Source organism: Thermaerobacillus caldiproteolyticus (assembly GCF_013761245.1).
Taxonomy (GTDB): Bacteria; Bacillota; Bacilli; order Bacillales; family Anoxybacillaceae; genus Thermaerobacillus; species Thermaerobacillus caldiproteolyticus.
Window position 1 is genome coordinate 520,222 of record NZ_JACDUT010000001.1, and the last position, 23,943, is coordinate 544,164.

Below are 23,943 nucleotides of genomic sequence, written 5' to 3' on the forward strand. Positions count from 1 at the left end.
CCATTGATGAGACAGCCCCATGATTATTTTATCCCAAGATAATCTCGAGAAAACCTAAATTGACCAATTTGCTTAAATTTTTCGTATCGGTGCTGCACAAGCTCTGGCCCATTTAATTGTAGCAGTTGTTTCAGCGATTGTTTGAGCACTTTGTCAATTTCTTTTGCTTGTTCGTCAACATTTCGATGTGCTCCGCCGCGAACTTCTGGAATAATTTCATCAATGACTCCGAGTTCTTTTAAATCTGACGCGGTAATTTTCATTGTTTCGGCTGCCCGTTGCGCAAGAGAAGCATCTTTCCACAGAATCGCTGCCGCACCTTCTGGCGAGATGACGGAGTACGTCGAGTTTTCAAGCATATGAATATAGTTGCCGACACCAAGGGCTAATGCACCACCGCTTCCCCCTTCACCGATGACAATGCACACAATCGGCACTGTAAATCCTGCCATTTCAAATAAGTTTCTAGCGATCGCTTCACTTTGTCCTCGTTCTTCTGCTGCTTTTCCTGGGTAGGCTCCTTTTGTATCAATAAAACAAATGATCGGCCGTTGAAACTTTTCCGCTTGCTTCATGAGACGCAACGCTTTCCGATAGCCCTCTGGATGCGGCATTCCGAAGTTGCGGCGTATATTTTCTTTCGTATCTTTGCCGCGCTGATGGCCGATGACCGTAACTGGAAGCCCATGGTATTTCGCAATCCCGCCAACGATCGCTTCATCGTCGCCAAAGCAACGGTCGCCGTGGCATTCTAAAAAATTCGTAAACAGCCGCTCAATGTAATCGAGTGTTGTCGGACGATTCGGATGGCGTGCAATTTGCACACGATCCCATGGCGTTAAGTTCGCGTATGTTTCGTTTTCGAGCTTTTCCAATCGTGTCTCTAATTTTTCGATTTCTGCCGAAAGGTCTACATCGGCATTTTTCATAAATTCCTTGAGCTCGCTAATTTTTTTTCGCAATTCTATCAACGGCTTTTCAAATTCTAATTCTCCCACCATTCGCCGTCACCTCCCCTTTGGTGAATGTCAAGAACATTCGTTAATGTTTCTTTTAACTCATGCCGGTGAATGACCGCGTCAAGTTGCCCGTGTTTCAATAAAAATTCAGCGGTTTGGAAGTCTTCCGGTAACTCTTCTCGCACCGTTTGTTCGATGACGCGACGACCGGCGAAACCTATGAGCGCTCCCGGCTCCGCGAAGTTATAGTCACCTAAAGAAGCAAAGCTCGCAGATACACCGCCTGTTGTCGGATGGGTCATCACAGAAATAATGAGTCCGCCTTCATCACTAAACAGCTTCAGCGCTGCGCTCGTTTTTGCCATTTGCATAAGGCTTAATACCCCTTCTTGCATGCGTGCTCCGCCAGAAGCGGTAAAAATAATAAAAGGCACGCGAAGCTCCATTGCCTTTTCAATGGCGCGCGTAATTTTCTCACCAACAACAGAACCCATACTTCCCATGCGAAACGCTGAATCCATGACCGCGATGACAAGCCGATGCCCATTCATCGTTCCTTCGCCCGTAATGACCGCTTCATTTAATTTTGATTTGCGGCGATCGGCTTCCAGCTTTTCTAGATAATCAGGAAATTGTAACGGATTCTCGGAAATCATATCGGCATCGTACTCTTGAAAACTTCCCTCATCTAATAAACTAGCGATCCGTTCGTGGGACGGCATCGGGTGATGATAGCCGCAGCTCATACAAACACGTAAATTTTTGACAAGTTCTTTCGTATACATAATTTTTTTGCACTTTGGACATTTTGTCATAATTCCTTCAGGAACTTCTTGTTTGACATGTTCAGAAGGAATTGAAGCGTATTTTTTCTTTTTCGTAAACAACTCTTTCAGCAAGAGGTGCCCCTCCTTCGCTAGTTGATTTACCACTACTGTATATGAAATGGACAACATTTTTTGTAAAAACGTGTCATGGCTGTTTCGACAATGGCATGACGACATGTTCAGTGAATAGATCAAGGATCGCTGATATATCTTGTGTTTCGAACGCATGTCCCATATTTTCATAAAAGGTAATAGGCAGCGAAATGGCATCATAGTTTGAGGTAAAAAAGTCATTAAGCACACGCCAAATCCGCTCAAGTAAATAATTCTCTCCTGCCTCGGTCACCCATTTCAAAAAGCGCTCGTAATTAATCGTTTTTTGTCGAATCATTTTTTTCAGCTCATCAAGCTTTGTTTGGCTACGGCGCTTGCAGGCTAATTGTAAACAAAGTTGTTCCAGTAGCACCTTCGTTTCTACTAAATCTGTTTTTGCTTTTTCCTCTTGCAAAATAAACGTTCCTAACAGGTCAATGAGCTGATGCTCGCCGAATTCTTTCATGTACGTGCCTTCACCGCGCCGCGTTTCAATAATACCAAGAAATTCAAGGGCGCGTAATGCTTCTCGCACTGAAGAGCGCCCCACTTTTAACCGTTCTGATAACTCGCGTTCAGAAGGAATTTTATCACCTGCAACAAGCCCATCTTCTTGGATAATTCGGTGAATTTGTTGCAACGTCTCGACGTAGACTTTTGAAGTCATCTTTTTTGCTCCCACTCGCCTCACTTAATTGCAGCCATTTGTCTCGTTTTGCTAGCTACTTCTTCAGGATCGATGTGAATGCGCGCTACCCCTGTGTCAATCGCCGCTTTTGCCACAGCTGCGGCAACAGCTGGAGCGACACGCGGATCGAACGGCGCAGGAATAACATAGTTTGGCTGCAATTCGTTCTCCGTAATTAACGAAGCGATTGCTTCGACTGCAGCGATTTTCATCTCTTCGTTAATTTGCTTTGCTCGCACGTCTAAAGCACCGCGAAAAATTCCTGGAAACGCCAGAACGTTGTTCACTTGGTTTGGATAATCGGATCGACCGGTACCAATAACAGCAGCTCCTGCCTCTATCGCTTCTTCTGGCATAATTTCCGGCACAGGGTTCGCCATCGCAAAAATAATTGGTTGATCGTTCATCATTCGAATCATTTCTTTTGTTAACGCTCCGGCCACGGAAACGCCGATAAAGACGTCCGCTCCTTTGATGACCTCTTGTAAAGGTCCTTCAATTTTTTCAGGGTTTGTCACTTTTGCTACTTCTTCTTTCATCCGATTCATACCATACGGACGCCCTTCAAAAATTGCTCCCTTTGAATCGCACATAATGATATGACGAACACCGTAGCGATAAAGAAGTTTAATAATCGCAATTCCTGCTGCACCAGCACCATTAATAACGACCTTAATGTCTTTCAGCTGTTTTTTTACAATTTTTAACGCATTAAGAAGCCCAGCGACCGTAACAATCGCTGTTCCATGCTGATCATCATGGAAGACTGGAATTTGTAACTCTTTTTTCAACCGTTCTTCAATGAGAAAGCAATTCGGCGCTGCAATATCTTCTAAGTTAATCCCGCCAAATGTCGGTTCTAACCATTTTACCGTTTGAACAATATGATCAACATCAGTTGTATTCAAGCAAATTGGGAACGCATCGACTCCTGCAAAGCATTTGAATAACGCCGCTTTTCCTTCCATCACCGGCAAAGCAGCTTCAGGTCCAATATTTCCAAGCCCTAATACAGCTGTTCCATCCGTCACCACCGCCACGCTATTTCCTTTCATCGTGTAGTCATAGACATGATCGCGGTTTTGGGAAATTTCCTTACAAGGCTCTGCCACGCCCGGTGAATAGGCTAAGCTCAGTTGTTCAGCGTTCGTAATCGGAAATTTTGCTTTTACTTCTAGTTTTCCTTGATGTGTTCTGTGAATATGTAACGCTTCCTCACGTAAAGACAACATGACTCACTCCTTACCATACGGTCAAACAAGACTGGTCTGACCACCTAATGTTTATACAATATAACAAAATGCACGAATAGTAAAGAAATATTATTTTAGTACAACATATTCGTTGCCTAGTAGTTCTTTCAGCTCGGTTACACATTCAGCGGTAGCATCGACTCCGTATTCCTCTGAAAGTTTTACGGTTTTCCGTTCTTTTTCGTAATAAAGGAATACAGGGACCTCTCCTCGATGTTTTTGCAAAATGTTTTTTAGTTTCGATAACTTCCCTGTTGCCATATGATCTGGACAAATTTTCACATAAAGTGCGTGTAGCTTGTCGATTGGGATAACCTTTTTAATAACCAATTGCACTTTGGTTCCGCGAACATCTACTTTTCCTTCTAACACTACTACGCTGCTTTTTTGTAGAAAAGAAAAATAGCGACGATACACATCAGGAAAGGCGACAGCTTCCATCTCACCACTTTCATCGCTGATGGTCAAAAATGCCATTTCTTCTCCCTTTTTCGTCCGTGTTTTCCGCTCGCGTAAAAGATAAGCACCGACGTGAACAGCCTGCTCAACTCTTCCTTTTCCTACATGAGCGATCGGCCGCGTCCCGACTGCTTGAATGCGCTGTCTATATAACGTTACCGGGTGAGGGGAGACATAAACACCGAGCAACTCCTTTTCATGTGATAGCTTTTCATCAACAGAAAGAGGGGACGTTTCCACATATTTTGGTTTAAACGACCATTCGTTCGCAAATAAATCGCTATCTGCATCCGTATACGGTCCCATTAATTCTGCATGTTCAAGTGCAATATCTATACTCGCTAGTAAAGAAGCACGCTCAACGCCAAATTCATCGAAACATCCGGCTAAAATAAAAGATTCTATCGTTTTCCGATTGATCGCTTTTCCCCATAGACGGGTACAAAAATCAAAGAAATCGGTAAACGGCCGTTTTTTCCGTTCTTGCACAATTGCTTTTACCGCTGCCGTGCCGATATGTTTAATGGAAGCAAGGCTATAGCGAATTCCCCCTTTTTCTATGGAAAAGGAGTAATTACTTTGATTTACAGAAGGTGGAAACAATGATATCCCTTTTTGTCTCATTTCGCAAATATAAGCAGCGATTTTTTCCTCATCACCAATGACACTTGTCAATAACGCTGCATAAAAGTATAACGGATAATGTGCTTTTAAATAAGCGAGCTGATAGGCAATCATGCTATAAGCAACGGCATGGCTTCGGTTAAAACCGTAGTTGGCAAATCGTACAATTAAGTCGTATACTTTATCGGCTACCGCTTCGCCATATCCGTTTTCGATACATCCTTTCACAAAGTGCTCTCTTTCTTGGTCAAGAATGTCTTTTTTCTTCTTGCCCACGGCTCGGCGAAGCAAATCCGCTTGTCCGAGCGAGAAACCCGCGATTTTTGCAGCAATTTGCATAATTTGTTCCTGATAAATTAATACACCGTATGTGGACCGTAATATCGGTTCCAAGTCAGAGTGAAGGTAGGTAACGGTTTCATGCCCATGTTTCCGCCTAATATATACGGGAATATAATCAATTGGTCCCGGACGGTATAAAGCATTGACAGCGACAATGTCTTCAAATTGAGACGGCTTTAGCTGTTTTAAAACGGTTTTCATCCCCTCTGATTCGAGCTGAAAAATCCCGCTTGTATCTCCTTCACTTAATAGCGCGTACGTTTTAGCATCATCAAACGGAATGGTTTGTAAGTCGACCGTGCTTCCTGTATGGCGATGAATGAGAGCACATATATTCCCGATAAATGTTAGTGTACGCAATCCGAGAAAATCCATTTTTAATAATCCTAGTTGTTCTAACACATCCATCGGATATTGCGTGACATAGATGTCGTCATGCCCTTGCTGCAGCGGCACGATGTCGGAAAGCGGCTGTTCACTGATGACAACTCCTGCCGCATGGATCGATGTATGGCGCGGTAGACCTTCTAATTTCAAAGCGGTTTCAAACCATTCTTGCATTGTTGGTGACGAACTCACCGCTTGCCGAAAAGACAGCGATTGCTCGTATGCTTCTTGAAGGGTCACGCCTAATTTAGCGGGAATTTGCCTTACCAGCTGATCGATTTCTGCTGTCGTTACCCCCATGACCCTTCCGACATCGCGAAGTGCCGCTCTTGCTCCGAATGTACCAAACGTAATAATTTGCGCGACATGTTGTTTTCCATACTTATTGGCCACATATTGAATGACTTCATCGCGGCGTTCATCCGGAAAATCAATATCAATATCGGGCATTGACACGCGCTCCGGATTTAAAAATCGTTCAAACAATAAGCCGTGTTCGAGAGGGTCCACGTTTGTAATATAAAGAACGTATGCCACTAGAGAGCCTGCCGCCGATCCGCGCCCAGGTCCCGTCAAAATTCCTCGCTTCCTTGCAAACTTCATAAAATCCCAAACGATTAAAAAATAGTCGCTAAACTTCATTTGCTGAATAATCTCCAACTCATAGTTCAAGCGCGCTATATACTCCGAAGAAGGGGACAAAACACGTTCATGCAGTCCTTGAAAACAAAGATCGCGCAAATAGCCATCAGCTGATTGATTTGTCGGTACCGGATATTTTGGCAGCATGCGATTTCCCAGTTCAATATCGACATGGCATTGTCGTGCGATTTTTACAGTATTTTCAATCGCCTCTGGTATATCAGAAAACAGCTCGATCATTTCATTAGTTGATTTTAAATAGTATTCGCTATTCGGTAATCGTCTCCTTCCTTCGTCTTGAAGTTTTACCCCTTGTTTCATCGCAAGTAAGCAATCATGAACGAAGGCATCTTCTTTTTCGATATAATGAACATCGTTCGTGGCGACAAGCGGCGTATTCGTTTCTTCACTCAGACGGATAAGTTCGCCTTGCCATTCACCATCCTCTTGTAATCCGTGGCGCTGAATCGCTATGTAAAAAGCATCATCACCAAATATACGCTTATATCGCATCACGATCTCAAGCGCCTTCTTCTTCTGATGGCGGCGCAGCAATCTTTCAATATAACCGTCTTTTCCGGGAGTGAGCGCGATTATCCCATCATGATAATGCTCCATCCATTTTTCGGGGATTCCGTTCACTGTTTTTGTTTGAATCGTACTACTGATTTTGAGTAAATGACGATAGCCAATTTCGTTTTTTGCTAATAACACAAGCGGATATGTCTCTTCTTCCATCTGTATACGCGCGATCATACCAATAATCGGATTTATTCCATATTTTTTACATTCTTGATAAAAGGGAATGGCTCCATATAACACATCTTCATCGGTTAAGGCGAGTGCCTGAAATCCTAATTCGCTCGCTCTTTTCACTAAATCGGGAATTTTAGCCGTACTATTTAGCAAACTATAACCGCTCCGAACATGAAGGTGAACAAACGACAACGCACTCCCTCCTTTTTCCTTCATTATAGTCGACGAAACTTTGAAAACGCAAAACATACTCCTGATCGATTGTCCATATACATAGTAAAAGAAAGGACTGAGGCGACAATGAGTATGAAATTAGCGTTTTTACCGGCTTTTATTCAAAGTTACTTTATCGCGTTAGGCGTGCTGTTCGGCGGCGCTTTGATCGGAGGATTAGGAGCATTTTTAACAGGTGAGCAGCCATTAACAGCGATGTATCGGTTTGCAGGCGACTTAAAAATTTGGGCCGTCGTAGCTGCAATCGGCGGGACGTTTGATACGTTTTATAGCGTTGAACGCGGCTTATTTTTAGGAGAAACTCGTGATATCATTAAGCAATTTCTTCTCATTCTTTCGGCGATGGGTGGCGCGCAAACAGGCGTAACGATCGTAAATTGGTTAACACAGGAGCATATTTCCCCATGAGAATTCCCCCTTATTACCGCCTGCCCACATGGCAACGCTTTTTTGCCGGAGTAGCGGTTGGTGCGATCATTAGTTGGTTTGTATTTTTACATCTATTTGGCGTTTTACAAGAAGAACATGTGCGCACAATCGCTGAATTAAATGATCAAATCGCCGATTTAAAAAACGATATTCGTATTTGGCAAGAGGACTACATTAAGCTGAATAAAATCAACAAAAAAAAATTAACAGTACAGGAAATTCACATTCGTCTTATCAACGCAGAGCAATACAAGCTGGATTCTTACACGACCTTTCGCATTCAAGAAAGCGTCAAAGAAGACATTTCCCATCTTATTGCCAAAGATATCGAAACGGTCTATAAAAGTAAAGAATTATTAACAAAAGCGATTGAAAATAAAACATATAGGATTAATGAACAGACATACAGGCTCGAAATCCAAGAACTTTTTTTATTTACCACCTTGTCGATTGAATTAAGATTAAAACCGGTCAATTCATAAAGCAATGTCCCGAGCACAATTGCGTCGGGACATTGTTATTTCAGGAACGACAAATCGCTTCTAAGTCAGCAATGACACGATCAGCATCTTCCCATGAATAAATGGAAGCGCCTGCGGCTAACGGGTGACCCCCGCCTTTATATTTTTTCGCTACTTCATTAACAATCGGTCCTTTTGAACGGAAGCGAACGCGAATTTCCTTTTCTTCTTCAATGAAAAAGACCCACGCAGTAATTCCCTCAATATTACCGAGGAGGCTGACAAGCTGGGATGCTTCCGAAGGAGTTACGTTATACTCGCATAGCAATTCTTTCGTCATCTTTACTGACGCCACACCAGATGAAGAAAGTTGGAAATTTTGTAACACATAGCCGCTTAAATGAGCGACATTGACCTTTGTACGATATAACCCATCATACAGCTCTGCTAATGAAAAGCCATACTCAATGAGTTCACTGGCATATTGAAATGTTTTTTGGCTCGTTCTTGGAAAAAGAAAGCGGCCTGTATCACCGACAATTCCCGCATAAATGAGGCGTGCCGCTTCTTTTGTCATCACCAGTCCCTTATCTTTGCCTGCCAAATAAAACTCGTAAATCATTTCGCTTGTGGAGCTGGCGTTTGTATCGACCCATAAAAGATCGCCGTACGGATCTTCGTTCGGATGGTGGTCGATTTTAATCAGCTTTTTCCCTAGTCGGTAGCGGCCGTCACAAATTCGCTCTTGATTGGCCGTATCACAAACGATAACAAGCGCATTTTCGTATACGTCGTCATCGATTTTGTCTAACCGTCGTAAAAACTGGAGCGACTCTTCTTCTTTCCCCACTGTATAAATCGCTTTTTCAGGAAAAGAAGCTTTTAAAATTTCGGCCAATCCCCCTTGAGAACCATACGCATCTGGATCTGGACGTACATGTCGATGAATAATAATTGTATCAAACTGTCGAATCGTCTCTAAAATTTGCAATGCTTTCTCGTTCATATAAGTTCTCCTCTTTTTGCGATTGTTTTCTTTCATTATAAGTGAAAAATAGAATTCGTTGCTAGAATTCTTCCTCATTTCTATGTACAATGGGATTAAGACGAAAGATGGAGGTTCGCCTATGCCTGTATTTGTTATTTTGATTATATTTTCGCTTTCGTTTTATGCGTACTATAAAATCAAATACTTTCGGAGCCATCGCCCGGTAGAACGCCGCTGGATTGCCGCTAAATCAAGCATGGCACTTGGCTCGTTTGTCTTTTTCTTCGGCATCAATCAGTTTTTTCTTCATTCATCGATGATCTCTTTCATTGTTGGAGTCATTTTCTTGCTTATTGGTGGCGGAAGTGTATGGGCTGGTTATCGCGCCTACAAGCATTACTTGCCTCTTGTCATCGAAGAAGCAAAGCAAATGGCAAGAAACGGGGCCTAAATCCCCGTTTTCTTTTTAGCGATCAATTAACTGGCACATCATCAGCGCTTTGCCGACAACGGTCCCCTCATTGTATACTTCGACGTCAACTTTTCCAAATTTCCGCCCGACTTCTAGCAGCTTCGCTTTGATGTCAATTGTGCTTTCAATTTGCACCGGCTTAATAAAATAAATCGTAATATTTTCTATCACTAAATCGCCGCGCTTATAAAAACGTAATGCTCGCGTCGCTGCTTCTGTCACGATCGTCGTAAACACTCCATACGATAACGTTCCTAAATAGTTCGTCATTTGCGGCGTAATCGTACAACGAAAGACGTTTTCTGCTTTTTGATCGCTGTCAGACTCGCGAAATTGGCTTGTAATAATATCGTCAATCGTTTCTCCAACTTGCGGCTGACGCTGAACCATTTGTAACGCTTTTAATACATCCTGGCGGCTAATAATTCCTTGTAAGCGATTATGTTCATCGATCACAGGCAATAGTTCAATCCCTTCCCATACCATCATGTGAGAAGCAGAAGCCACCGACATTTTTCCGTTCACCGTGATCGGATGTTTTGTCATGACTTTTTCAATCAGCAGCTCACGGTCACAATCAAGCACATCTTTCGCTGTCACCATTCCTTGTACTTTCAATTGGGAATCGACAACCGGAAAGCGGCTATGCTTTGTTTCACGATTGAGCTGATACCACTTCTCGACCTTATCCGTCGTTTCTAAATAGATCGTTTTCTCCAGCGGGATTAAAATGTCCTCGACAAGAACGATTTCTTTTTTTATCAATTGGTCGTAAATGGCACGGTTAATCATTGTTGCAACGGTAAATGTATCATAACTCGTCGAAATAATCGGGAGCTGCAATTCATCGGCTAATCTTTTCACATACTCATCTGTATCAAAACCGCCGGTAATTAACACGGCTGCTCCCGCTTCTAAAGCAAGCTGGTGCGCTTTCGTCCGGTTCCCGACAATTAACAAATCGCCCGCTCCGGTGTAGCGCATCATTGCCTCCAGCTTCATCGCGCCAATGACAAAACGGTTGAGCGTCTTATGTAATCCTTCTCGTCCCCCTAATACTTGCCCATCAACAATATTGACGACTTCCGCATATGTCAGCTTTTCAATATTCTCTTTCTTTTTCCGCTCAATCCGAATCGTTCCAACACGCTCAATCGTGCTTACATACCCTTTATTTTCCGCATCTTTAATCGCGCGATAAGCCGTGCCTTCACTTACCCCCATTTCCTTGGCAATTTGCCGAACGGAAATTTTCTCTCCAACCGGAAGACTGTCAATATATTGTAAAATTTGTTCATGTTTTGTCGCCAAATTTCTTCACCCTTTACAAGATGTCCTATTTTCATTATACGGGGGAACGGCGCTTGATTCAACGAAGCTAGCGAGTGTCGATTTTTTCAACAAAAAAGGAGCGCCTCATTGTTTGTGAGACGTCTCCTTTTTTACATGTTACAACTCAATGCTTTCTCCCGGCTGCAACACTTTACCGACTCCATCTTTTAGCATTCCCACAAATCGGTGTGGATCTTGTTCAATAAGCGGGAACGTATTGTAATGAATCGGAACAACGGTTTTAGCGCGAAGCCATTCAGCAGCCAACGCAGCATCTTCTGGTCCCATCGTAAAGTTGTCCCCAATCGGTAAAAAGGCCACATCAATGTCGTTGCGCTCGCCAATGAGCTTCATATCCGAAAACAATCCCGTATCTCCTGCATGATAAATCGTTTTTCCTTCAGCAGAAAATAAAATTCCGCACGGCATTCCTGTATAAATGATTTGCTTGTTCTCATCAATATAGCTTGAGCCGTGGAACGCTTGTGTCAATTTCACCTTTCCAAAATCAAATTGGTGTGATCCACCAATATGCATTGGATGAGCGTTTACCCCTTGCCAGCTTAGATAGGTCGCCAATTCAAACGGTGCCACGACAAGCGCCTGATTTCTTAAAGCAAGCTGAACAGTATCACCGACGTGATCACTATGTCCATGTGTAAGTAAAATAGCATCGACTTTCACTTCATCCGCCTTTAAATCTGTTGCTTCATTTCCTGTAATAAACGGGTCAATGAAAATCGTTTTCCCGCTTGTTTCAATTTTTACAACGGAATGTCCATGATACGTTAATTTCAACGCTATCTTCTCCTTTCTTGCGAACGTTTCCGCCTTACTTATTCGTGATTCATTGCTAATTTCCTTCTTTAGAGTAAATCATCGTTTACATCTTGCTCTATTATTGATACTCTCAAAATGTAGAAAGGAAGTGAACAAAATGAATCAAAGACTTCAATCTTTTTCACAATGGCTACAAGAACAAAATATTTCGTTTGCGTTGATTACGTCAACACCCAATGTCTTTTATTTAAGCGGATTTTATAGCGATCCTCATGAACGGTTGCTGGCGTTACTAGTGTTCCCGAACAGTGAACCGATGTTAGTTTGTCCGCAAATGGAAGTATCTCAAGCTAAACGAGCAGGTTGGCAATATGACACGCTCGGCTATAGCGATACGGACAATCCGTGGGAGCTTATCTATAAAAACATCAACGCAAGACAAGTCGTTCCCGAGCAAATTGCCATTGAAAAAAGCCATCTCTCTCTCGAACGGTACGAACAGTTACATACGTATTTTCCGGTGCGCTCGTTCCTCAACGCGGAAGAAAAACTGCGGGAATTACGCATGATCAAAGATGAAAAAGAAATTGTCATTTTGCGTCAAGCCGCTGAGCTTGCCGATTTTGGCGTCGACATCGGAATTAAAGCACTGGCTGAAGGAAAAACGGAATTAGATATCATCGCCACGATTGAATACGAACTGAAGAAAAAAGGCGTGCGCGAAATGTCGTTTGCAACAATGGTGTTAACCGGTCAAAAAACGGCCGATCCTCACGGTGTACCGGGTTTAGCGACCGTTCAACACGGAGATTTTGTATTATTTGATTTAGGTGTTGTCCTTGACGGATATTGCTCTGACATTACAAGAACGGTCGTAGTGGGAAAAGCGACAGACGAACAAAAAACCATTTACGAAACGGTCTTAAAAGCACAGCTTGCAGCCATTCACGCTTCCAGACCGGGGACAGAAATCGGATCGATCGACAAAGAGGCAAGAGCAATCATCGAGCAAGCCGGATATGGGGCATATTTTACCCACCGCGTCGGGCATGGATTAGGAATTGAGGTTCATGAATATCCGTCGATGAATGCCACAAACACAATGCCATTGCAACGCGGTATGGTATTTACGATTGAACCAGGTATTTATGTTCCTTCCATTGGCGGAGTTCGAATCGAAGATGATGTGTTCATTACTGATGATGGAGTCGAAACGTTAACAAGCTATCCAAAAGAATTGCTCACAATATAACGATAAAACGAGCGGCGTTTTCCAAAGCTCAAGCTAAGACGCCGCTCGTTTCTTTCATCATCAACTACCACGAAGACTCCCGCTTCCAACAACGTATTCAACTTTGTTCTAATAATGTTTTCGTATCTTGAAACGTCAATCCATGTGCCTTTGCCACCGCCTCATAGGTGACGTAACCGTTTAATGTATTAATTCCCTTTAATAAAGCCGGATTATCTAGACACGCTTGCCGATATCCTTTGTTAGCGATTTGTAACGCGTATGGCACCGTAACATTCGTCAACGCAAAGGTAGACGTACGCGGCACGGCTCCCGGCATATTCGCAACCGCATAATGAACAACCCCATGTTTAATATAAATCGGATCATCGTGTGTTGTGACGCGATCCGTCGTTTCAAAAATTCCTCCTTGGTCAATCGCAATATCCACAACAACCGACCCCGGCGTCATCGATTTAATCATTTCTTCCGTCACGAGTTTTGGTGCCTTCGCTCCCGGAATGAGAACCGCTCCGATCACTAAATCGGAATCTTTGACAGACTCGGTGATATTATACGTATTTGACATTAATGTCGTCACATGATCCCCAAATAAATCATCAAGCTGGCGGAGCCGATCCGGATTGACGTCAATAATCGTCACTTCCGCTCCCAGACCAACAGCCTTTTTCGCCGCATTCGTTCCAGCCACTCCGCCACCGATAATGGTGACTTTTCCGCGTCTTACTCCCGGCACGCTCCCTAACAAAATCCCTTTTCCACCGTGCGGCTTTTCTAAAAATTGTGCACCAACTTGTACCGACATTCGACCTGCTACTTCGCTCATCGGTGTCAGTAGAGGCAAGGAACCATTAGCTAATTGCACTGTCTCATAAGCGATGGCGACAACTTTTTTGTCGATGAGCGCTTTTGTCAATTCCAGTTCTGGTGCCAAATGCAAATACGTAAATAAAATCAATCCTTCACGAAAATATCCGTACTCCTCTGGAAGCGGCTCTTTTACTTTCATCACCATATCCATCGACCAAGCTTCTTCTGCTGTATCAACGATGGCTGCCCCAGCTTTCACATATTCCTCATCAGAAAATCCAGATCCACTCCCTGCTCCTTTTTCAATATACACGTCGTGCCCCGCTTTGACTAACGTCATCACGCCGGCTGGGGTAATAGCAACACGGTTTTCATTATTTTTTATTTCTTTTGGAATACCGATTTTCATGATAAAATTCCTCCTAAATTATTTGCTTACTATAACATATCCGTTTATCGGTAAAGCGTGATACTAGCTATTTACTCATCTTTCTCCCATATCCATGTAAATAAACGATGATGAGAATCCATCCATCTTACATCAAGAAACTTTACATTGTTATAACCTGTCTTTTCTAAAGAATGAACCATTTCTTCAACTTTGACATCGTGACGAAGATGAAGTTGATGAAAAAGAAGCGATAATTCACGTCTTGCCTGTTTTTCGTCTAAACTATAGCCGTTTTTTTCGCATTGATACGTATCAGGAGAATAATACTCACATTGCACAGTTTCATGTTCTGACACTAACTTAATTTTAAATAGATTTCCCTGCTGAAATTCAGCTGCACACACTACTGGCAGATGTATCAGCAACATTAAGAATGCGACAATCATACTTTTTTTCATAAAAAAATCACCTCATTACGTTAGAATGAGATGATTTTTGGAAAAATATTCACATTAACGATAACGATGTATGACATCGAGTCCCCCTGTGACTTCAATGACCGTCCCTGTAATCATATCCGAGTTTTCCTCGCATAAAAACGCCACAACTCGCGCAATGTCTTCCCCTGTCCCTGATCGACCAATGGGGGTCATATCGTCCTTGATTTTTCGTGAATCGGCAATCGTCGCTTCCTTCATATCGCCTACAATATTTCCAGGGCAAATCATATTTGCAGTAATGCCATATTCAGCTTCTTCCACCGCGATCGTTTTTGTTAACGATACAAGTCCGACTTTGGCAGCACCGAACGCAGAACGATGCAGCCATCCCGGAGCGCTTGCTGCTCCTTGGAACCCGTATGTAATAATGCGGCCAAACCGCTGCTTGCGCATAATGGGAATCGTTTTTTTAAATAAATGAAAAACCGCACTTAAATTCCCTTCGATCATTTCATACCATTCGTCTTCATCATAGTCAGCTAATTTTTTTCTTTCAAAAATATACGGTCCTGCGTTATTAATTAAAAAATCAATGCGCCCAAACCTTTCGAACGCCTGATCAACAAGACGATACAAATCATCTTTTCTTGTGACATCTCCTTTTACAAACTGAAGCCGTTCTGAAAGATGCGCATATTTCTCTTGCAATGATTTTACAGCCGTTTCATCACTTCGATAGTTCACTGTCACCGAATAGCCTTTTTCAAGCAACATTTCTGTCACTTTTCTCCCTAGTCCTTTCGCTCCGGCCGTTATGAGGGCATGTCGCACAGTTATTCCTCCCCATAAACAGTGTTTAATTTTACTTTACTATAAAATCGCTAAGAAAAACATCTATGATACTTCCCCCGCGCTAAAAATAAAAGCGCCATCATATATGCGATAAAGTCTAATGCCCTTCGTTTCCTCCTACAAACTGAAAAACAACAAGAAAGAAAAAGAAGCTCTGCCTAAACATGATGTCAAAAAAATGCTAGTACTTTCAAGCGGTTAGAACAAAATTGAGATTTGTCACTCTTTTGTACCTATATGGCATCTAGGCATCGTTCAATAAATCGTTTCCTTTTCTCTTTATGCTTTTTCTTATAAAAAATCATCATGACGTGTATACGCCATGATGATGCGTTGATTATTCGCCGATTTCACGTTTTGGATGATAATAAGCTTCCTCTTGTTCAATAACACCGCTATGATACGCATCCGTAATTTGCTCACTAATCGTCTGTACGGCTTCTTCATCGTAATACAATGTTTTTTTATCGTTCTTTTCCATCGCTGCCCCCCCTTTTCATAAAAATGTCATGACAACGTTAGTCTCCCTTCTTTTTCCTATGATATACTGTTATTAGAAATGACATTTCTATCCAAAAGGGAGTGGGGAAAATGGCGATGACGTATAAAACGATTGTTGTAGCGATAGACGGGTCGAAAGAGGCAGAGTGGGCGTTTAAAAAAGCGATTCAAATCGCGAAACGAAATGATGCAAAGCTCATTCTTTCTCATATTATTGACGTTCGAAGCTTTGCAATAGTGGATGGATATGACCTCACAGTAACAGAACGTGCTGAGAAATATGCAAAAGAGCTATTGGATAATTATCAAAAACAAGCGATTAAAGCAGGATTGAAAGACGTAACAATCGACATTGAATTTGGCTCGCCGAAAGTAAAAATCGCTAAAGAAGTTGCTCCTAAATATCAGGCTGATTTAATTATTTGCGGAGCAACAGGATTAAATGCCGTTGAGCGCCTGTTAATTGGAAGCGTTTCCGAACACATTACACGCTATGCGAAATGTGATGTCCTTGTCGTACGTACAGAAAAAGAAGGGGAATAGAATCATAGATTAAGAAAAAACAGGGCTGACCCATTCTTGGAGTCAACCCTGTTTGGCACTCAACACTGTATGCAGATCGTTCCCTTTTATAAACATTGTTTTGCCTTTTTTATTGCCTGACGCACTTCATCAAAACCGGTTCCACCTGCGCTATTGCGGCGGTTGACCGCTGTATATGGATTCAGCACTTCATAAATATCCTCTTCAAACAACTCGGACGCTTCTTTATATACAGAGAGCGGTAAATCCGCTAAAAACATTCCTTTTTCAATGCATGCTAACACTAACTTACCAACAATTTCATGCGCTTTGCGGAATGGCACCCCTTTGTTGGCCAAGTAGTCCGCAAGCTCGGTCGCGTTCGAGAAATCTTGTTTCGTTGCTTTTTCCATGACGTTCATATTCACTTTCATCGTCGCGATCATGCCAGCAAAAATTTTTAAAGAACCCGTCACTGTTTTAACCGTATTGAACATACCTTCTTTATCTTCTTGCATGTCTTTGTTATAAGCAAGCGGCGTTCCTTTCATCACCGTTAATAAGCCAAATAAATTTCCGTACACTCTTCCCGTTTTTCCGCGAATCAATTCCGCCATATCTGGATTTTTCTTTTGCGGCATAATACTGCTTCCCGTCGCGAATGCATCATCTAATTCAATGAATTGAAACTCCTGACTTGACCAAAGAATCAGCTCCTCACAAAAACGTGACAAGTGCATCATTAACATGGCGCTGTTGCTTAAAAATTCAATGATAAAATCGCGGTCGCTCACCGCATCAATACTATTTTCATAGATTCCTTCAAAACCGAGAAGCTCGGCCGTCAAATGGCGGTCAATTGGAAATGTCGTACCTGCCAACGCTCCTGCGCCGAGCGGCGACTTGTTAATCCGCTTCAATGACTCTGCAAAACGTTCACGATCGCGTTCCAACATCCAAAAATACGCCATTAAATGATGTGCAAAGGAAACAGGCTGCGCCCGCTGCAAATGCGTATAGCCAGGAATCAATGTTTCGACATGCGCTTCTGCTTTTTCAACAAGCACCTTCTGCAATTCTTTAATAAGTTCGATGATTTCATTGACTCGCTTGCGCAAATATAGATGCATGTCGGTCGCGACTTGATCGTTCCGGCTTCTTCCTGTATGCAATTTGCCGCCGACCGGACCGATTTCGTCGATAAGCATTTTCTCAATATTTAAATGAATATCCTCATACGCAACGGAAAACTCAAGCTGTTGTTTTTTTGCTTTCTCCAAAAGAGTGAGCAATCCTGCTTTAATTTTCTCGACATCCTCTTTGGGCAAAATCCCGCATTTTCCAAGCATCGTGACATGGGCGATACTGCCTTCAATATCTTCTTCGACTAACTCTTGGTCAAACGGGATTGAGGCGCCAAACTCATCGACCCACTCTTCCGCTGTTTTTGTAAACCGTCCACCCCAAAGTTTTTTCACACGCCCACCTTCTTTTGATTGTTAACGATGCTGTATACTTTTGTAGGTAAGCCGAATAGAGAAATAAAACCGACCGCTGCTTGATGGTCAAATTGGTCTTCGGATGTATATGTCGCCAGTTTTTCATCATATAATGAGAATTCCGATTTACGTCCTTCAATGATCGCATGACCTTTAAACAATTTCACGCGCACAACTCCGGTGACATTTTTTTGCGTTTCTTTTAAGAAGGCTGCTAGCGCGTCTTTTAACGGCGAAAACCATAGACCGTTGTAGATGACTTCCGCTAATTTTTGCTCGATAAGCGGTTTAAAATGAGCAACTTCTTTCACAAGTGTTAGATCTTCTAATTCTTTATGTGCTTTAATTAACGTAATCGCTCCTGGGCACTCGTACACTTCACGTGATTTAATGCCGACAAGACGGTTTTCCACATGGTCGATGCGTCCAACTCCATGTTTTCCGGCAATTGCGTTTAATTCAAGGATTAATTGAGCAAGCGAATATTCTTTTCCGTTTAATGTTTTTGGAACACCTTGTTCAAACCCGATTTCAATGATTTCCGGTACATTAGGTGTATTCTCAAGCGCCGCTGTTAATTCATACGCTTCCTCTGGCGGAGCTGCCCACGGATCTTCTAAAATGCCGCACTCGTTACTTCTGCCCCATAAGTTTTGGTCAATCGAAAACGGGCTGTCTAAATCAATCGGAATCGGAATGTTATGTTTTTTGGCATATTCAATTTCTTCTTCGCGCGACCAGCTCCATTCACGTACTGGCGCCACTACTTCTAAATTCGGATTTAATGCTTTAATCGACACTTCAAAACGAACTTGGTCGTTTCCTTTTCCTGTGCAGCCGTGCGCAACCGCTACGGCTCCTTCCAACTCAGCAATCTCGACTAATTTTTTCGCGATTAGCGGACGAGACAATGCCGAAACAAGCGGATACTTTCCTTCATAAAGAGTATGGGCCTGCAATGCGACAAGCGCATATTCATTCGCAAACTCCTCTTTTGCATCAATGACATACGATTTTACCGCTCCCACTTTTAGTGCTTTTTCTTTAATAAAATCAAGATCTTTTCCTTCACCGACATCAAGGCAGCACGCAACTACGTCATAGCCTCGCTCTTGAAGCCACTTAATTGCGACCGATGTATCTAAACCACCAGAATAGGCTAATACAATTTTCGGATTTGCCATATTGGTTCCCCTTCCCTCACACATAAATATACTTTTATATAAATAATTATTCATTTTATATAGTATCACTTTATCAGCTTTTGCTGATCTTTTCAATAGTTATTCATAAAAATACTCACATGAATCTGTTGGTTCTTTTTCATCCTTTTTTGTACAATAAAGACAGGGGAAAGTGAGGGAGAGACATGAAACAGTATTTTATTTACGACGAGCGACTTGGCATCCCATTACCAAAGCTTGAGAAAGAATGGGAAGACTATAGTGAAGCAGAACAACACGTGATTTTACTTCAGTGGGAAAAGATTCGAGGGACCATCCCTGACCGAATTGTGGAACTCGAACGAATCATCAATCAAAAACAGGAAGAACTGGGCGAAGAAAACAATTTCGCTCGTTCATGTGCATTAAATTCAGAGATTGCGGAGTTAGCTTCCATTATTAATGATTTGTGGATTTGGTATCGGATGAATCAAACCGTTTCGGTGCGAATTCATCAATAATTTCAACAAGCGGCTTTAAAAAAAGCCGCTTGTTGAAATTATAAATCCTTTCTAATCTCACGAATGACATGACCAAGCTCCGGTAAAATCAATTTTGTCATTGCAAGTCTGACCGCACCTGTTGAGCCTGGAGTGGAAAATATCGCCGTATCATTCGCTACTCCGGCAATCGCGCGCGACAATATTGCCGACGATCCGATGTCTTCCGTATAGCTCAGCATGCGAAACAGTTCACCAAAACCGATGATTTCTTTTTCAATGATTTCTTTCACGGTTTCAATCGTCACATCTCGTTTCGCGATTCCGGTTCCTCCGTTCGTTAACACAACGTCAATGTTTGCATCTTCACACCCGCTCCAAATCGCCTGGCGAATTTCTTTTTTTTCATCTTTGACAATTTCATAGTCTACAACCTCATGACCTGTTTCTTTCAATAATTCGATCATAAATTTTCCGCTTTTATCCGTTTCAAATGTTCGCGTATCGCTCACCGTAATCACTTTACATCGAATGACGCGCGGCGCTTCCTTTTTGTGTTCTTCAACGCTCATCTGTCTTCCACCTTTCTCTCATTGTTTCTTTTTAGTATATAAAAAAGCTGGATATGAAACCATATCCAGCTTTTGTCGTTACGCTATATTCGCCAATCTCACCACATCGCGAGCAATCATCACTTCTTCATTTGTCGGAATAACAAGCACCTTAACTGGCGAATGCGGATAGCTAATGAACGCTTCTTTGCCGCTTACTTTATTCAACGCTGGGTCCCAGTATACACCCATGAATTCAAGCCCGCGCAATACTTTTGCCCGCACGACTTCGCTGTTTTCACCGATTCCAGCTGTGAAAATAATCGCGTCAACACCGCACATGCGCGCTGCATACGAACCAATGTATTTATGGATGCGGTTAGCAAAGACTTCTAGCGCTAACTCGGCACGCGCGTTTCCTTCTGCGACAGCTTTTTCAATATCGCGCAAGTCACTAGAGAAACCAGAAATACCGAGCATTCCGCTTTTCTTATTTAACACTTCAATGACTTCTTCCGCTGTTTTCCCCGTTTTCTCCATAATGTATGGAATTAATGCCGGGTCAATGTTACCGGAACGCGTTCCCATAGCTACTCCAGCAAGCGGTGTAAAGCCCATGGACGTATCAATCGATTTTCCGCCTTCTACCGCAGCGATACTTGCACCGTTTCCTAGGTGGCAAGAAATTAAGCGTAACTGCTCAATCGGGCGCCCAAGCAATTCCGCCGCACGTTGCGTCACATATTTATGGGACGTTCCATGGAATCCGTATTTACGAATTCCGAATTTTGTATAGTACTCATACGGAAGGCTGTATAAAAATGATTGCTCTGGCATCGTTTGGTGGAATGCAGTATCAAACACAGCGACAGCCGGTACATTTGGTAAAACCTCTCTAAACGCTTTAATGCCGACAATATTCGCTGGGTTATGCAACGGAGCGAGCTCTGATAACTCTTCAATATCTTTTAACACCTCATCTGTGATGAGAACCGAGTCGCTAAATCTTTCGCCACCGTGAACAACGCGATGGCCGATTCCGTCGATTTCCTCAAATGATTGAATAATGCCAAAAGTAGTTAATTTATCAAGCAGCAATTTTACAGCAACAGCATGGTCAGGAATCGAGATGACTTCTTGAACTTTTTCGCCGTTTACCGTAATATTGAAAATCGCATCTTCAAAGCCAATCCGCTCCACTAACCCTTTGGTTAACACCGTTTCACTCGGCATTTCAAACAGTTGAAATTTCAAAGATGAACTACCGGCGTTAATGGCCATAATTTTTGACATATTTCGAAACAGCTCCTTTAATGTTACATGGCAAGTATTGTTATTCTTATTGTGCTCGATTCAAAGCAATTTCAATATACCTTTTTCATTTTATGCCTGTTTCCCCCACGTTTTCAAGAACATTATCACTATGTAACCGTTTGCATTTTATATGTTTTTATATTTCGAAAATACAAAAAATGGTTCCCGCTTCCACGGGAACCATCTGTTCATTCATGCTTTTCTGTCGCAAACCACTCATCGATTTTTCGCATCATCACCTGCATGGCTTGTTTATTCGAGAATCTTGGCAGCTCAGCAAGCAACGCTTTTTTTGGCGCTTTTACGTTCGCGCCTTTCTTTTGTAAAATAAAAATGCTTTTCGCCGCTTGTTCGTTTTTAAACATCGACATCGGCAACTGCAATAGTCCTTGAATGACCGCTTGCTCTTTTAAAAAGGTATGCAGCTGCGCCGATTGATCGCTTGAAAATAAAGAGTTTGGAATTAGGAAAAACAGATAGCCTCCTTCTTTTGTATAATATAAGCTTTGTTCGATAAATAAATGGTGCGCATAGGAATGACCATTCTCCGCTTTTAATACAAAACGAGACGCGTTTGCATCGTTCGGGTAATAGCCGACCGGTAAATCGCAAATGACAACATCCGCAAGCTCGACAAACAGCGGCTGTAAACTGTCTTGATTAAACAGTTGGATCGGTTGTTTTTGCAAATTGGCGTTCACATAAGCGAGTCTGATTAATAAATCATCGACATCGGCTCCATAACTTTTCACTTGTTTGCCCGGCAAATGGTTGAGTACGGTCGTCAATAAATTGGCCGTACCAACGGCAGGGTCAAGAATCGTTAACGCAAGATATTTTCCAGTGAATTTGCTGACTATATAACTCATGAACAGACCTACCGCATCCGGAGTCATTTGATGGTGCGGTTGCGTATGTTCTTTCATTCCTTTTAACACAGCGAGTTGAAATGCTTTGCGAATCTCTTCGTTTGTAAAGCGATCGAGTTGAATTTCTTTATACTCTTTCTTCAATCTTTTAGCATTGAGTTCACTTACTTCTTCCTGCAGCACGTCCCCGTGAAAGACGTTCTCTCCTGTTTCAGCAACTGCCTCTAAATATGTACATTGTAACTCTTCTTGCAAAATTGTTGCCGTCTCATCAAACAGTGTGAATAATCGTTCAACTGGAGTAGTCATTTTTTCTCCACCTTTCTGATGGGTGTCCAATGTCTTATTGTATGAATAACGACGCGGTTATGGCAAGTGTTTTCTTGCACTGTTTCGTAAGCAAAAGGACTGGCCAACGGCGTAAAACGCTTCCCTCACGGAAAAAGACCTCGAACAAGTCGAGGCCTCTTTCATTCTGTTCCATACTTATTTTGCTGCTTTTGCCGCTTCAATTGCTGCTTCGTAGTTTGGATGGTTCGTTACTTCCGGCACATACTCAACATATGTTACTTTATCATTGCTGTCAACAACAAAAATCGCACGCGCTAATAAGCGTAACTCTTTAATTAACACTCCATACGCTTGCCCAAACGACACGTCGCGATGATCGGAAAGCGTTTGGACATTCTCAATGCCGTTTGCTCCGCACCAACGTTTTTGAGCAAATGGCAAGTCGACGCTAATCGTTAACACTTTCACGTTGTCCAATTTCGCTGCTTCTTCGTTAAAACGGCGCGTTTGCGCATCGCATACTCCTGTATCAAGTGATGGAACGACACTAATAAGGCGAACATGCCCTTTTGTATCCGCAAGCGTTACTTCTGATAAATCGTTCGCTAACACTTTGAAGTCTGGCGCTTGATCGCCAACTTTGACTTCATTTCCAACTAATGTCACTGGATTACCTTTAAATGTTACATTAACCATTGAAAATTTTCCTCCCGAAAAGTTATGTACAAAGTCATCATAACGGGAATACAAAAAAATTTCAATGATTTTGACTTATAGGACAATTAAATCCCTAAATCTCCCAAGTCCTGTTTCGGTATTGTTCCAGTCGTGGGATGTTGTGATTCATTTTTATTTTTCTTTAGCATAGTTTGAATTTTTTCGATTACTTGCGGAGCGAAATCAAGAAGTTTTTCATATAAATGCGTGCTTTCATCAAGATGAAGAAGCTTCACTCCTGAAGAGTTCACAACTAAAAACGCAATCGGCGTAATGGACACACCGCCACCGCTCCCACCACCAAATGGATGTTCTTCTTTTGTTGGTTGAGCGGTTCCGGGTTGCTTTTCCACCCCATTTGTTTTCTCATCAAGCATAAATTCGCTTCCGCCTGCCGCGAACCCAAAGCCTACTTTGGAGACGGTTAAAATAACGCTACCGTCTGGTGTTTCGACAGGGTCACCGATAATCGTATTGACATCAATCATTTGTTTCAAGTTTTCCATCGCCGTCGTCATAAGTCCTTGGATTGGATGATTGCTCAT

25 protein-coding genes are annotated in these 23,943 nt (G+C 42.4%); 6 read left to right on the forward strand and 19 right to left on the reverse strand.

Annotation, left to right across the window (positions count from 1 at the left end; translation table 11 throughout):
- Window positions 1-23: 23 nt before the first annotated feature.
- From accA to HNR31_RS02675, 5 genes are all read right to left on the reverse strand, one after another.
- Window positions 24-1,001: an acetyl-CoA carboxylase carboxyl transferase subunit alpha gene (gene accA, locus HNR31_RS02655; RefSeq protein ID WP_181554696.1), complete on the reverse strand. Its 978-nt coding sequence runs from the start codon at window positions 999-1,001 to the stop codon at window positions 24-26.
- Window positions 986-1,858, reverse strand: coding sequence for an acetyl-CoA carboxylase, carboxyltransferase subunit beta (gene accD, locus HNR31_RS02660; protein WP_181554697.1), 873 nt, complete (start codon window positions 1,856-1,858; stop codon window positions 986-988). The genes accA and accD overlap by 16 nt, the downstream gene beginning before the upstream one ends.
- Before the next feature lie 73 nt (window positions 1,859-1,931).
- Window positions 1,932-2,546, reverse strand: a complete 615-nt coding sequence (locus HNR31_RS02665) for a FadR/GntR family transcriptional regulator (RefSeq protein WP_181554698.1) — start codon at window positions 2,544-2,546, stop codon at window positions 1,932-1,934.
- Window positions 2,547-2,566: 20 nt separating this feature from the next.
- On the reverse strand, window positions 2,567-3,796 hold the full coding sequence (locus HNR31_RS02670) for an NAD(P)-dependent malic enzyme (protein ID WP_181554699.1): 1,230 nt from the start codon (window positions 3,794-3,796) through the stop codon (window positions 2,567-2,569).
- Window positions 3,797-3,889: 93 nt separating this feature from the next.
- Entirely contained in the window at window positions 3,890-7,222 is a 3,333-nt protein-coding gene (locus HNR31_RS02675; protein ID WP_181554700.1) for a DNA polymerase III subunit alpha, read from the reverse strand.
- A gap of 108 nt (window positions 7,223-7,330) precedes the next feature.
- On the opposite strand from HNR31_RS02675, the gene HNR31_RS02680 reads away from it, so the two are divergent.
- Together HNR31_RS02680 and ytrI are read left to right on the forward strand one after the other, a co-directional pair.
- Window positions 7,331-7,672 carry a YtrH family sporulation protein gene (locus tag HNR31_RS02680; RefSeq protein ID WP_181554701.1) on the forward strand — a complete coding sequence of 114 codons (342 nt, stop codon included), beginning with the start codon at window positions 7,331-7,333 and terminating at the stop codon, window positions 7,670-7,672.
- Complete coding sequence (gene ytrI / locus HNR31_RS02685; protein ID WP_181554702.1) at window positions 7,669-8,175, forward strand: sporulation membrane protein YtrI; 507 nt, start codon at window positions 7,669-7,671, stop codon at window positions 8,173-8,175. Before HNR31_RS02680 ends, ytrI begins: the two co-directional genes overlap by 4 nt.
- Before the next feature lie 40 nt (window positions 8,176-8,215).
- Here the strand turns inward: ytrI and HNR31_RS02690 are convergent, their stop codons facing one another.
- Window positions 8,216-9,160 (reverse strand): DHH family phosphoesterase, encoded by a 945-nt coding sequence (locus HNR31_RS02690; RefSeq protein WP_181554703.1) that lies wholly within the window; start codon window positions 9,158-9,160, stop codon window positions 8,216-8,218.
- Between the two features lie 121 nt (window positions 9,161-9,281).
- Here HNR31_RS02690 and HNR31_RS02695 point away from each other — a divergent pair, with 121 nt between their 5' ends.
- Complete coding sequence (locus tag HNR31_RS02695; RefSeq protein WP_181554704.1) at window positions 9,282-9,593, forward strand: YtpI family protein; 312 nt, start codon at window positions 9,282-9,284, stop codon at window positions 9,591-9,593.
- 15 nt (window positions 9,594-9,608) lie between these two features.
- Here HNR31_RS02695 and HNR31_RS02700 read toward each other — a convergent pair whose 3' ends face one another.
- The gene (locus HNR31_RS02700) at window positions 9,609-10,925 is read right to left on the reverse strand and encodes a CBS domain-containing protein (RefSeq protein ID WP_181554705.1); all 1,317 of its coding nucleotides are present in this window, start codon (window positions 10,923-10,925) and stop codon (window positions 9,609-9,611) included.
- A gap of 138 nt (window positions 10,926-11,063) precedes the next feature.
- Window positions 11,064-11,744 (reverse strand): metal-dependent hydrolase, encoded by a 681-nt coding sequence (locus HNR31_RS02705; protein ID WP_181554706.1) that lies wholly within the window; start codon window positions 11,742-11,744, stop codon window positions 11,064-11,066.
- A gap of 139 nt (window positions 11,745-11,883) precedes the next feature.
- Between HNR31_RS02705 and HNR31_RS02710 the strand changes: the two genes are divergently transcribed.
- A complete protein-coding gene (locus tag HNR31_RS02710; protein ID WP_181554707.1) occupies window positions 11,884-12,978 on the forward strand; it encodes a M24 family metallopeptidase in 1,095 nt (364 codons plus the stop codon).
- Between the two features lie 97 nt (window positions 12,979-13,075).
- On the opposite strand, the gene ald is transcribed toward HNR31_RS02710, so the two are convergent.
- From ald to HNR31_RS02730, 4 genes are all read right to left on the reverse strand, one after another.
- Window positions 13,076-14,197, reverse strand: coding sequence for an alanine dehydrogenase (ald, locus tag HNR31_RS02715; RefSeq protein WP_181554708.1), 1,122 nt, complete (start codon window positions 14,195-14,197; stop codon window positions 13,076-13,078).
- A 71-nt stretch (window positions 14,198-14,268) separates the two neighbouring features.
- Window positions 14,269-14,637 carry a hypothetical protein gene (locus tag HNR31_RS02720; protein WP_181554709.1) on the reverse strand — a complete coding sequence of 123 codons (369 nt, stop codon included), beginning with the start codon at window positions 14,635-14,637 and terminating at the stop codon, window positions 14,269-14,271.
- A gap of 54 nt (window positions 14,638-14,691) precedes the next feature.
- Window positions 14,692-15,450 carry an SDR family oxidoreductase gene (locus HNR31_RS02725; protein ID WP_181554710.1) on the reverse strand — a complete coding sequence of 253 codons (759 nt, stop codon included), beginning with the start codon at window positions 15,448-15,450 and terminating at the stop codon, window positions 14,692-14,694.
- A gap of 358 nt (window positions 15,451-15,808) precedes the next feature.
- Window positions 15,809-15,952: a hypothetical protein gene (locus tag HNR31_RS02730; protein WP_181554711.1), complete on the reverse strand. Its 144-nt coding sequence runs from the start codon at window positions 15,950-15,952 to the stop codon at window positions 15,809-15,811.
- Between the two features lie 110 nt (window positions 15,953-16,062).
- Between HNR31_RS02730 and HNR31_RS02735 the strand changes: the two genes are divergently transcribed.
- On the forward strand, window positions 16,063-16,515 hold the full coding sequence (locus HNR31_RS02735) for a universal stress protein (protein ID WP_181554712.1): 453 nt from the start codon (window positions 16,063-16,065) through the stop codon (window positions 16,513-16,515).
- 86 nt (window positions 16,516-16,601) lie between these two features.
- On the opposite strand, the gene argH is transcribed toward HNR31_RS02735, so the two are convergent.
- Entirely contained in the window at window positions 16,602-17,972 is a 1,371-nt protein-coding gene (gene argH / locus HNR31_RS02740) for an argininosuccinate lyase (RefSeq protein ID WP_181554713.1), read from the reverse strand.
- On the reverse strand, window positions 17,969-19,177 hold the full coding sequence (locus HNR31_RS02745) for an argininosuccinate synthase (RefSeq protein WP_181554714.1): 1,209 nt from the start codon (window positions 19,175-19,177) through the stop codon (window positions 17,969-17,971). The genes argH and HNR31_RS02745 overlap by 4 nt, the downstream gene beginning before the upstream one ends.
- Before the next feature lie 185 nt (window positions 19,178-19,362).
- Between HNR31_RS02745 and HNR31_RS02750 the strand changes: the two genes are divergently transcribed.
- On the forward strand, window positions 19,363-19,677 hold the full coding sequence (locus tag HNR31_RS02750; RefSeq protein ID WP_181554715.1) for a hypothetical protein: 315 nt from the start codon (window positions 19,363-19,365) through the stop codon (window positions 19,675-19,677).
- A gap of 38 nt (window positions 19,678-19,715) precedes the next feature.
- Here the strand turns inward: HNR31_RS02750 and HNR31_RS02755 are convergent, their stop codons facing one another.
- From HNR31_RS02755 to ytfJ, 5 genes are all read right to left on the reverse strand, one after another.
- A complete protein-coding gene (locus tag HNR31_RS02755) occupies window positions 19,716-20,228 on the reverse strand; it encodes a MogA/MoaB family molybdenum cofactor biosynthesis protein (protein ID WP_181554716.1) in 513 nt (170 codons plus the stop codon).
- A gap of 78 nt (window positions 20,229-20,306) precedes the next feature.
- Window positions 20,307-21,500 carry an acetate kinase gene (locus HNR31_RS02760; protein ID WP_181554717.1) on the reverse strand — a complete coding sequence of 398 codons (1,194 nt, stop codon included), beginning with the start codon at window positions 21,498-21,500 and terminating at the stop codon, window positions 20,307-20,309.
- A gap of 209 nt (window positions 21,501-21,709) precedes the next feature.
- The gene (locus HNR31_RS02765; protein WP_181554718.1) at window positions 21,710-22,699 is read right to left on the reverse strand and encodes a class I SAM-dependent methyltransferase; all 990 of its coding nucleotides are present in this window, start codon (window positions 22,697-22,699) and stop codon (window positions 21,710-21,712) included.
- Window positions 22,700-22,876: 177 nt separating this feature from the next.
- The gene (gene tpx / locus HNR31_RS02770; RefSeq protein ID WP_181554719.1) at window positions 22,877-23,377 is read right to left on the reverse strand and encodes a thiol peroxidase; all 501 of its coding nucleotides are present in this window, start codon (window positions 23,375-23,377) and stop codon (window positions 22,877-22,879) included.
- Window positions 23,378-23,463: 86 nt separating this feature from the next.
- The gene (gene ytfJ, locus HNR31_RS02775) at window positions 23,464-23,943 is read right to left on the reverse strand and encodes a GerW family sporulation protein (RefSeq protein WP_181554720.1); all 480 of its coding nucleotides are present in this window, start codon (window positions 23,941-23,943) and stop codon (window positions 23,464-23,466) included.

Bases quoted from the DNA above. Each gene is read 5' to 3' on its own strand.
- ytrI (WP_181554702.1), top strand. From the start codon at position 7,669: ATGAGAATTCCCCCTTATTACCGCCTGCCCACATGGCAACGCTTTTTT.
- HNR31_RS02750 (WP_181554715.1), top strand. From the start codon at position 19,363: ATGAAACAGTATTTTATTTACGACGAGCGACTTGGCATCCCATTACCA.
- HNR31_RS02730 (WP_181554711.1), bottom strand. From the start codon at position 15,952: ATGGAAAAGAACGATAAAAAAACATTGTATTACGATGAAGAAGCCGTA.
- accA (WP_181554696.1), bottom strand. From the start codon at position 1,001: ATGGTGGGAGAATTAGAATTTGAAAAGCCGTTGATAGAATTGCGAAAA.
- ald (WP_181554708.1), bottom strand. From the start codon at position 14,197: ATGAAAATCGGTATTCCAAAAGAAATAAAAAATAATGAAAACCGTGTT.
- tpx (WP_181554719.1), bottom strand. From the start codon at position 23,377: ATGGTTAATGTAACATTTAAAGGTAATCCAGTGACATTAGTTGGAAAT.
- HNR31_RS02755 (WP_181554716.1), bottom strand. From the start codon at position 20,228: ATGAGCGTTGAAGAACACAAAAAGGAAGCGCCGCGCGTCATTCGATGT.
- ytfJ (WP_181554720.1), bottom strand. From the start codon at position 23,943: ATGAGCAATCATCCAATCCAAGGACTTATGACGACGGCGATGGAAAAC.
- HNR31_RS02665 (WP_181554698.1), bottom strand. From the start codon at position 2,546: ATGACTTCAAAAGTCTACGTCGAGACGTTGCAACAAATTCACCGAATT.
- HNR31_RS02765 (WP_181554718.1), bottom strand. From the start codon at position 22,699: ATGACTACTCCAGTTGAACGATTATTCACACTGTTTGATGAGACGGCA.
- HNR31_RS02710 (WP_181554707.1), top strand. From the start codon at position 11,884: ATGAATCAAAGACTTCAATCTTTTTCACAATGGCTACAAGAACAAAAT.
- HNR31_RS02690 (WP_181554703.1), bottom strand. From the start codon at position 9,160: ATGAACGAGAAAGCATTGCAAATTTTAGAGACGATTCGACAGTTTGAT.
- HNR31_RS02695 (WP_181554704.1), top strand. From the start codon at position 9,282: ATGCCTGTATTTGTTATTTTGATTATATTTTCGCTTTCGTTTTATGCG.
- HNR31_RS02745 (WP_181554714.1), bottom strand. From the start codon at position 19,177: ATGGCAAATCCGAAAATTGTATTAGCCTATTCTGGTGGTTTAGATACA.
- HNR31_RS02760 (WP_181554717.1), bottom strand. From the start codon at position 21,500: ATGTCAAAAATTATGGCCATTAACGCCGGTAGTTCATCTTTGAAATTT.
- HNR31_RS02735 (WP_181554712.1), top strand. From the start codon at position 16,063: ATGGCGATGACGTATAAAACGATTGTTGTAGCGATAGACGGGTCGAAA.
- HNR31_RS02720 (WP_181554709.1), bottom strand. From the start codon at position 14,637: ATGAAAAAAAGTATGATTGTCGCATTCTTAATGTTGCTGATACATCTG.
- HNR31_RS02680 (WP_181554701.1), top strand. From the start codon at position 7,331: ATGAGTATGAAATTAGCGTTTTTACCGGCTTTTATTCAAAGTTACTTT.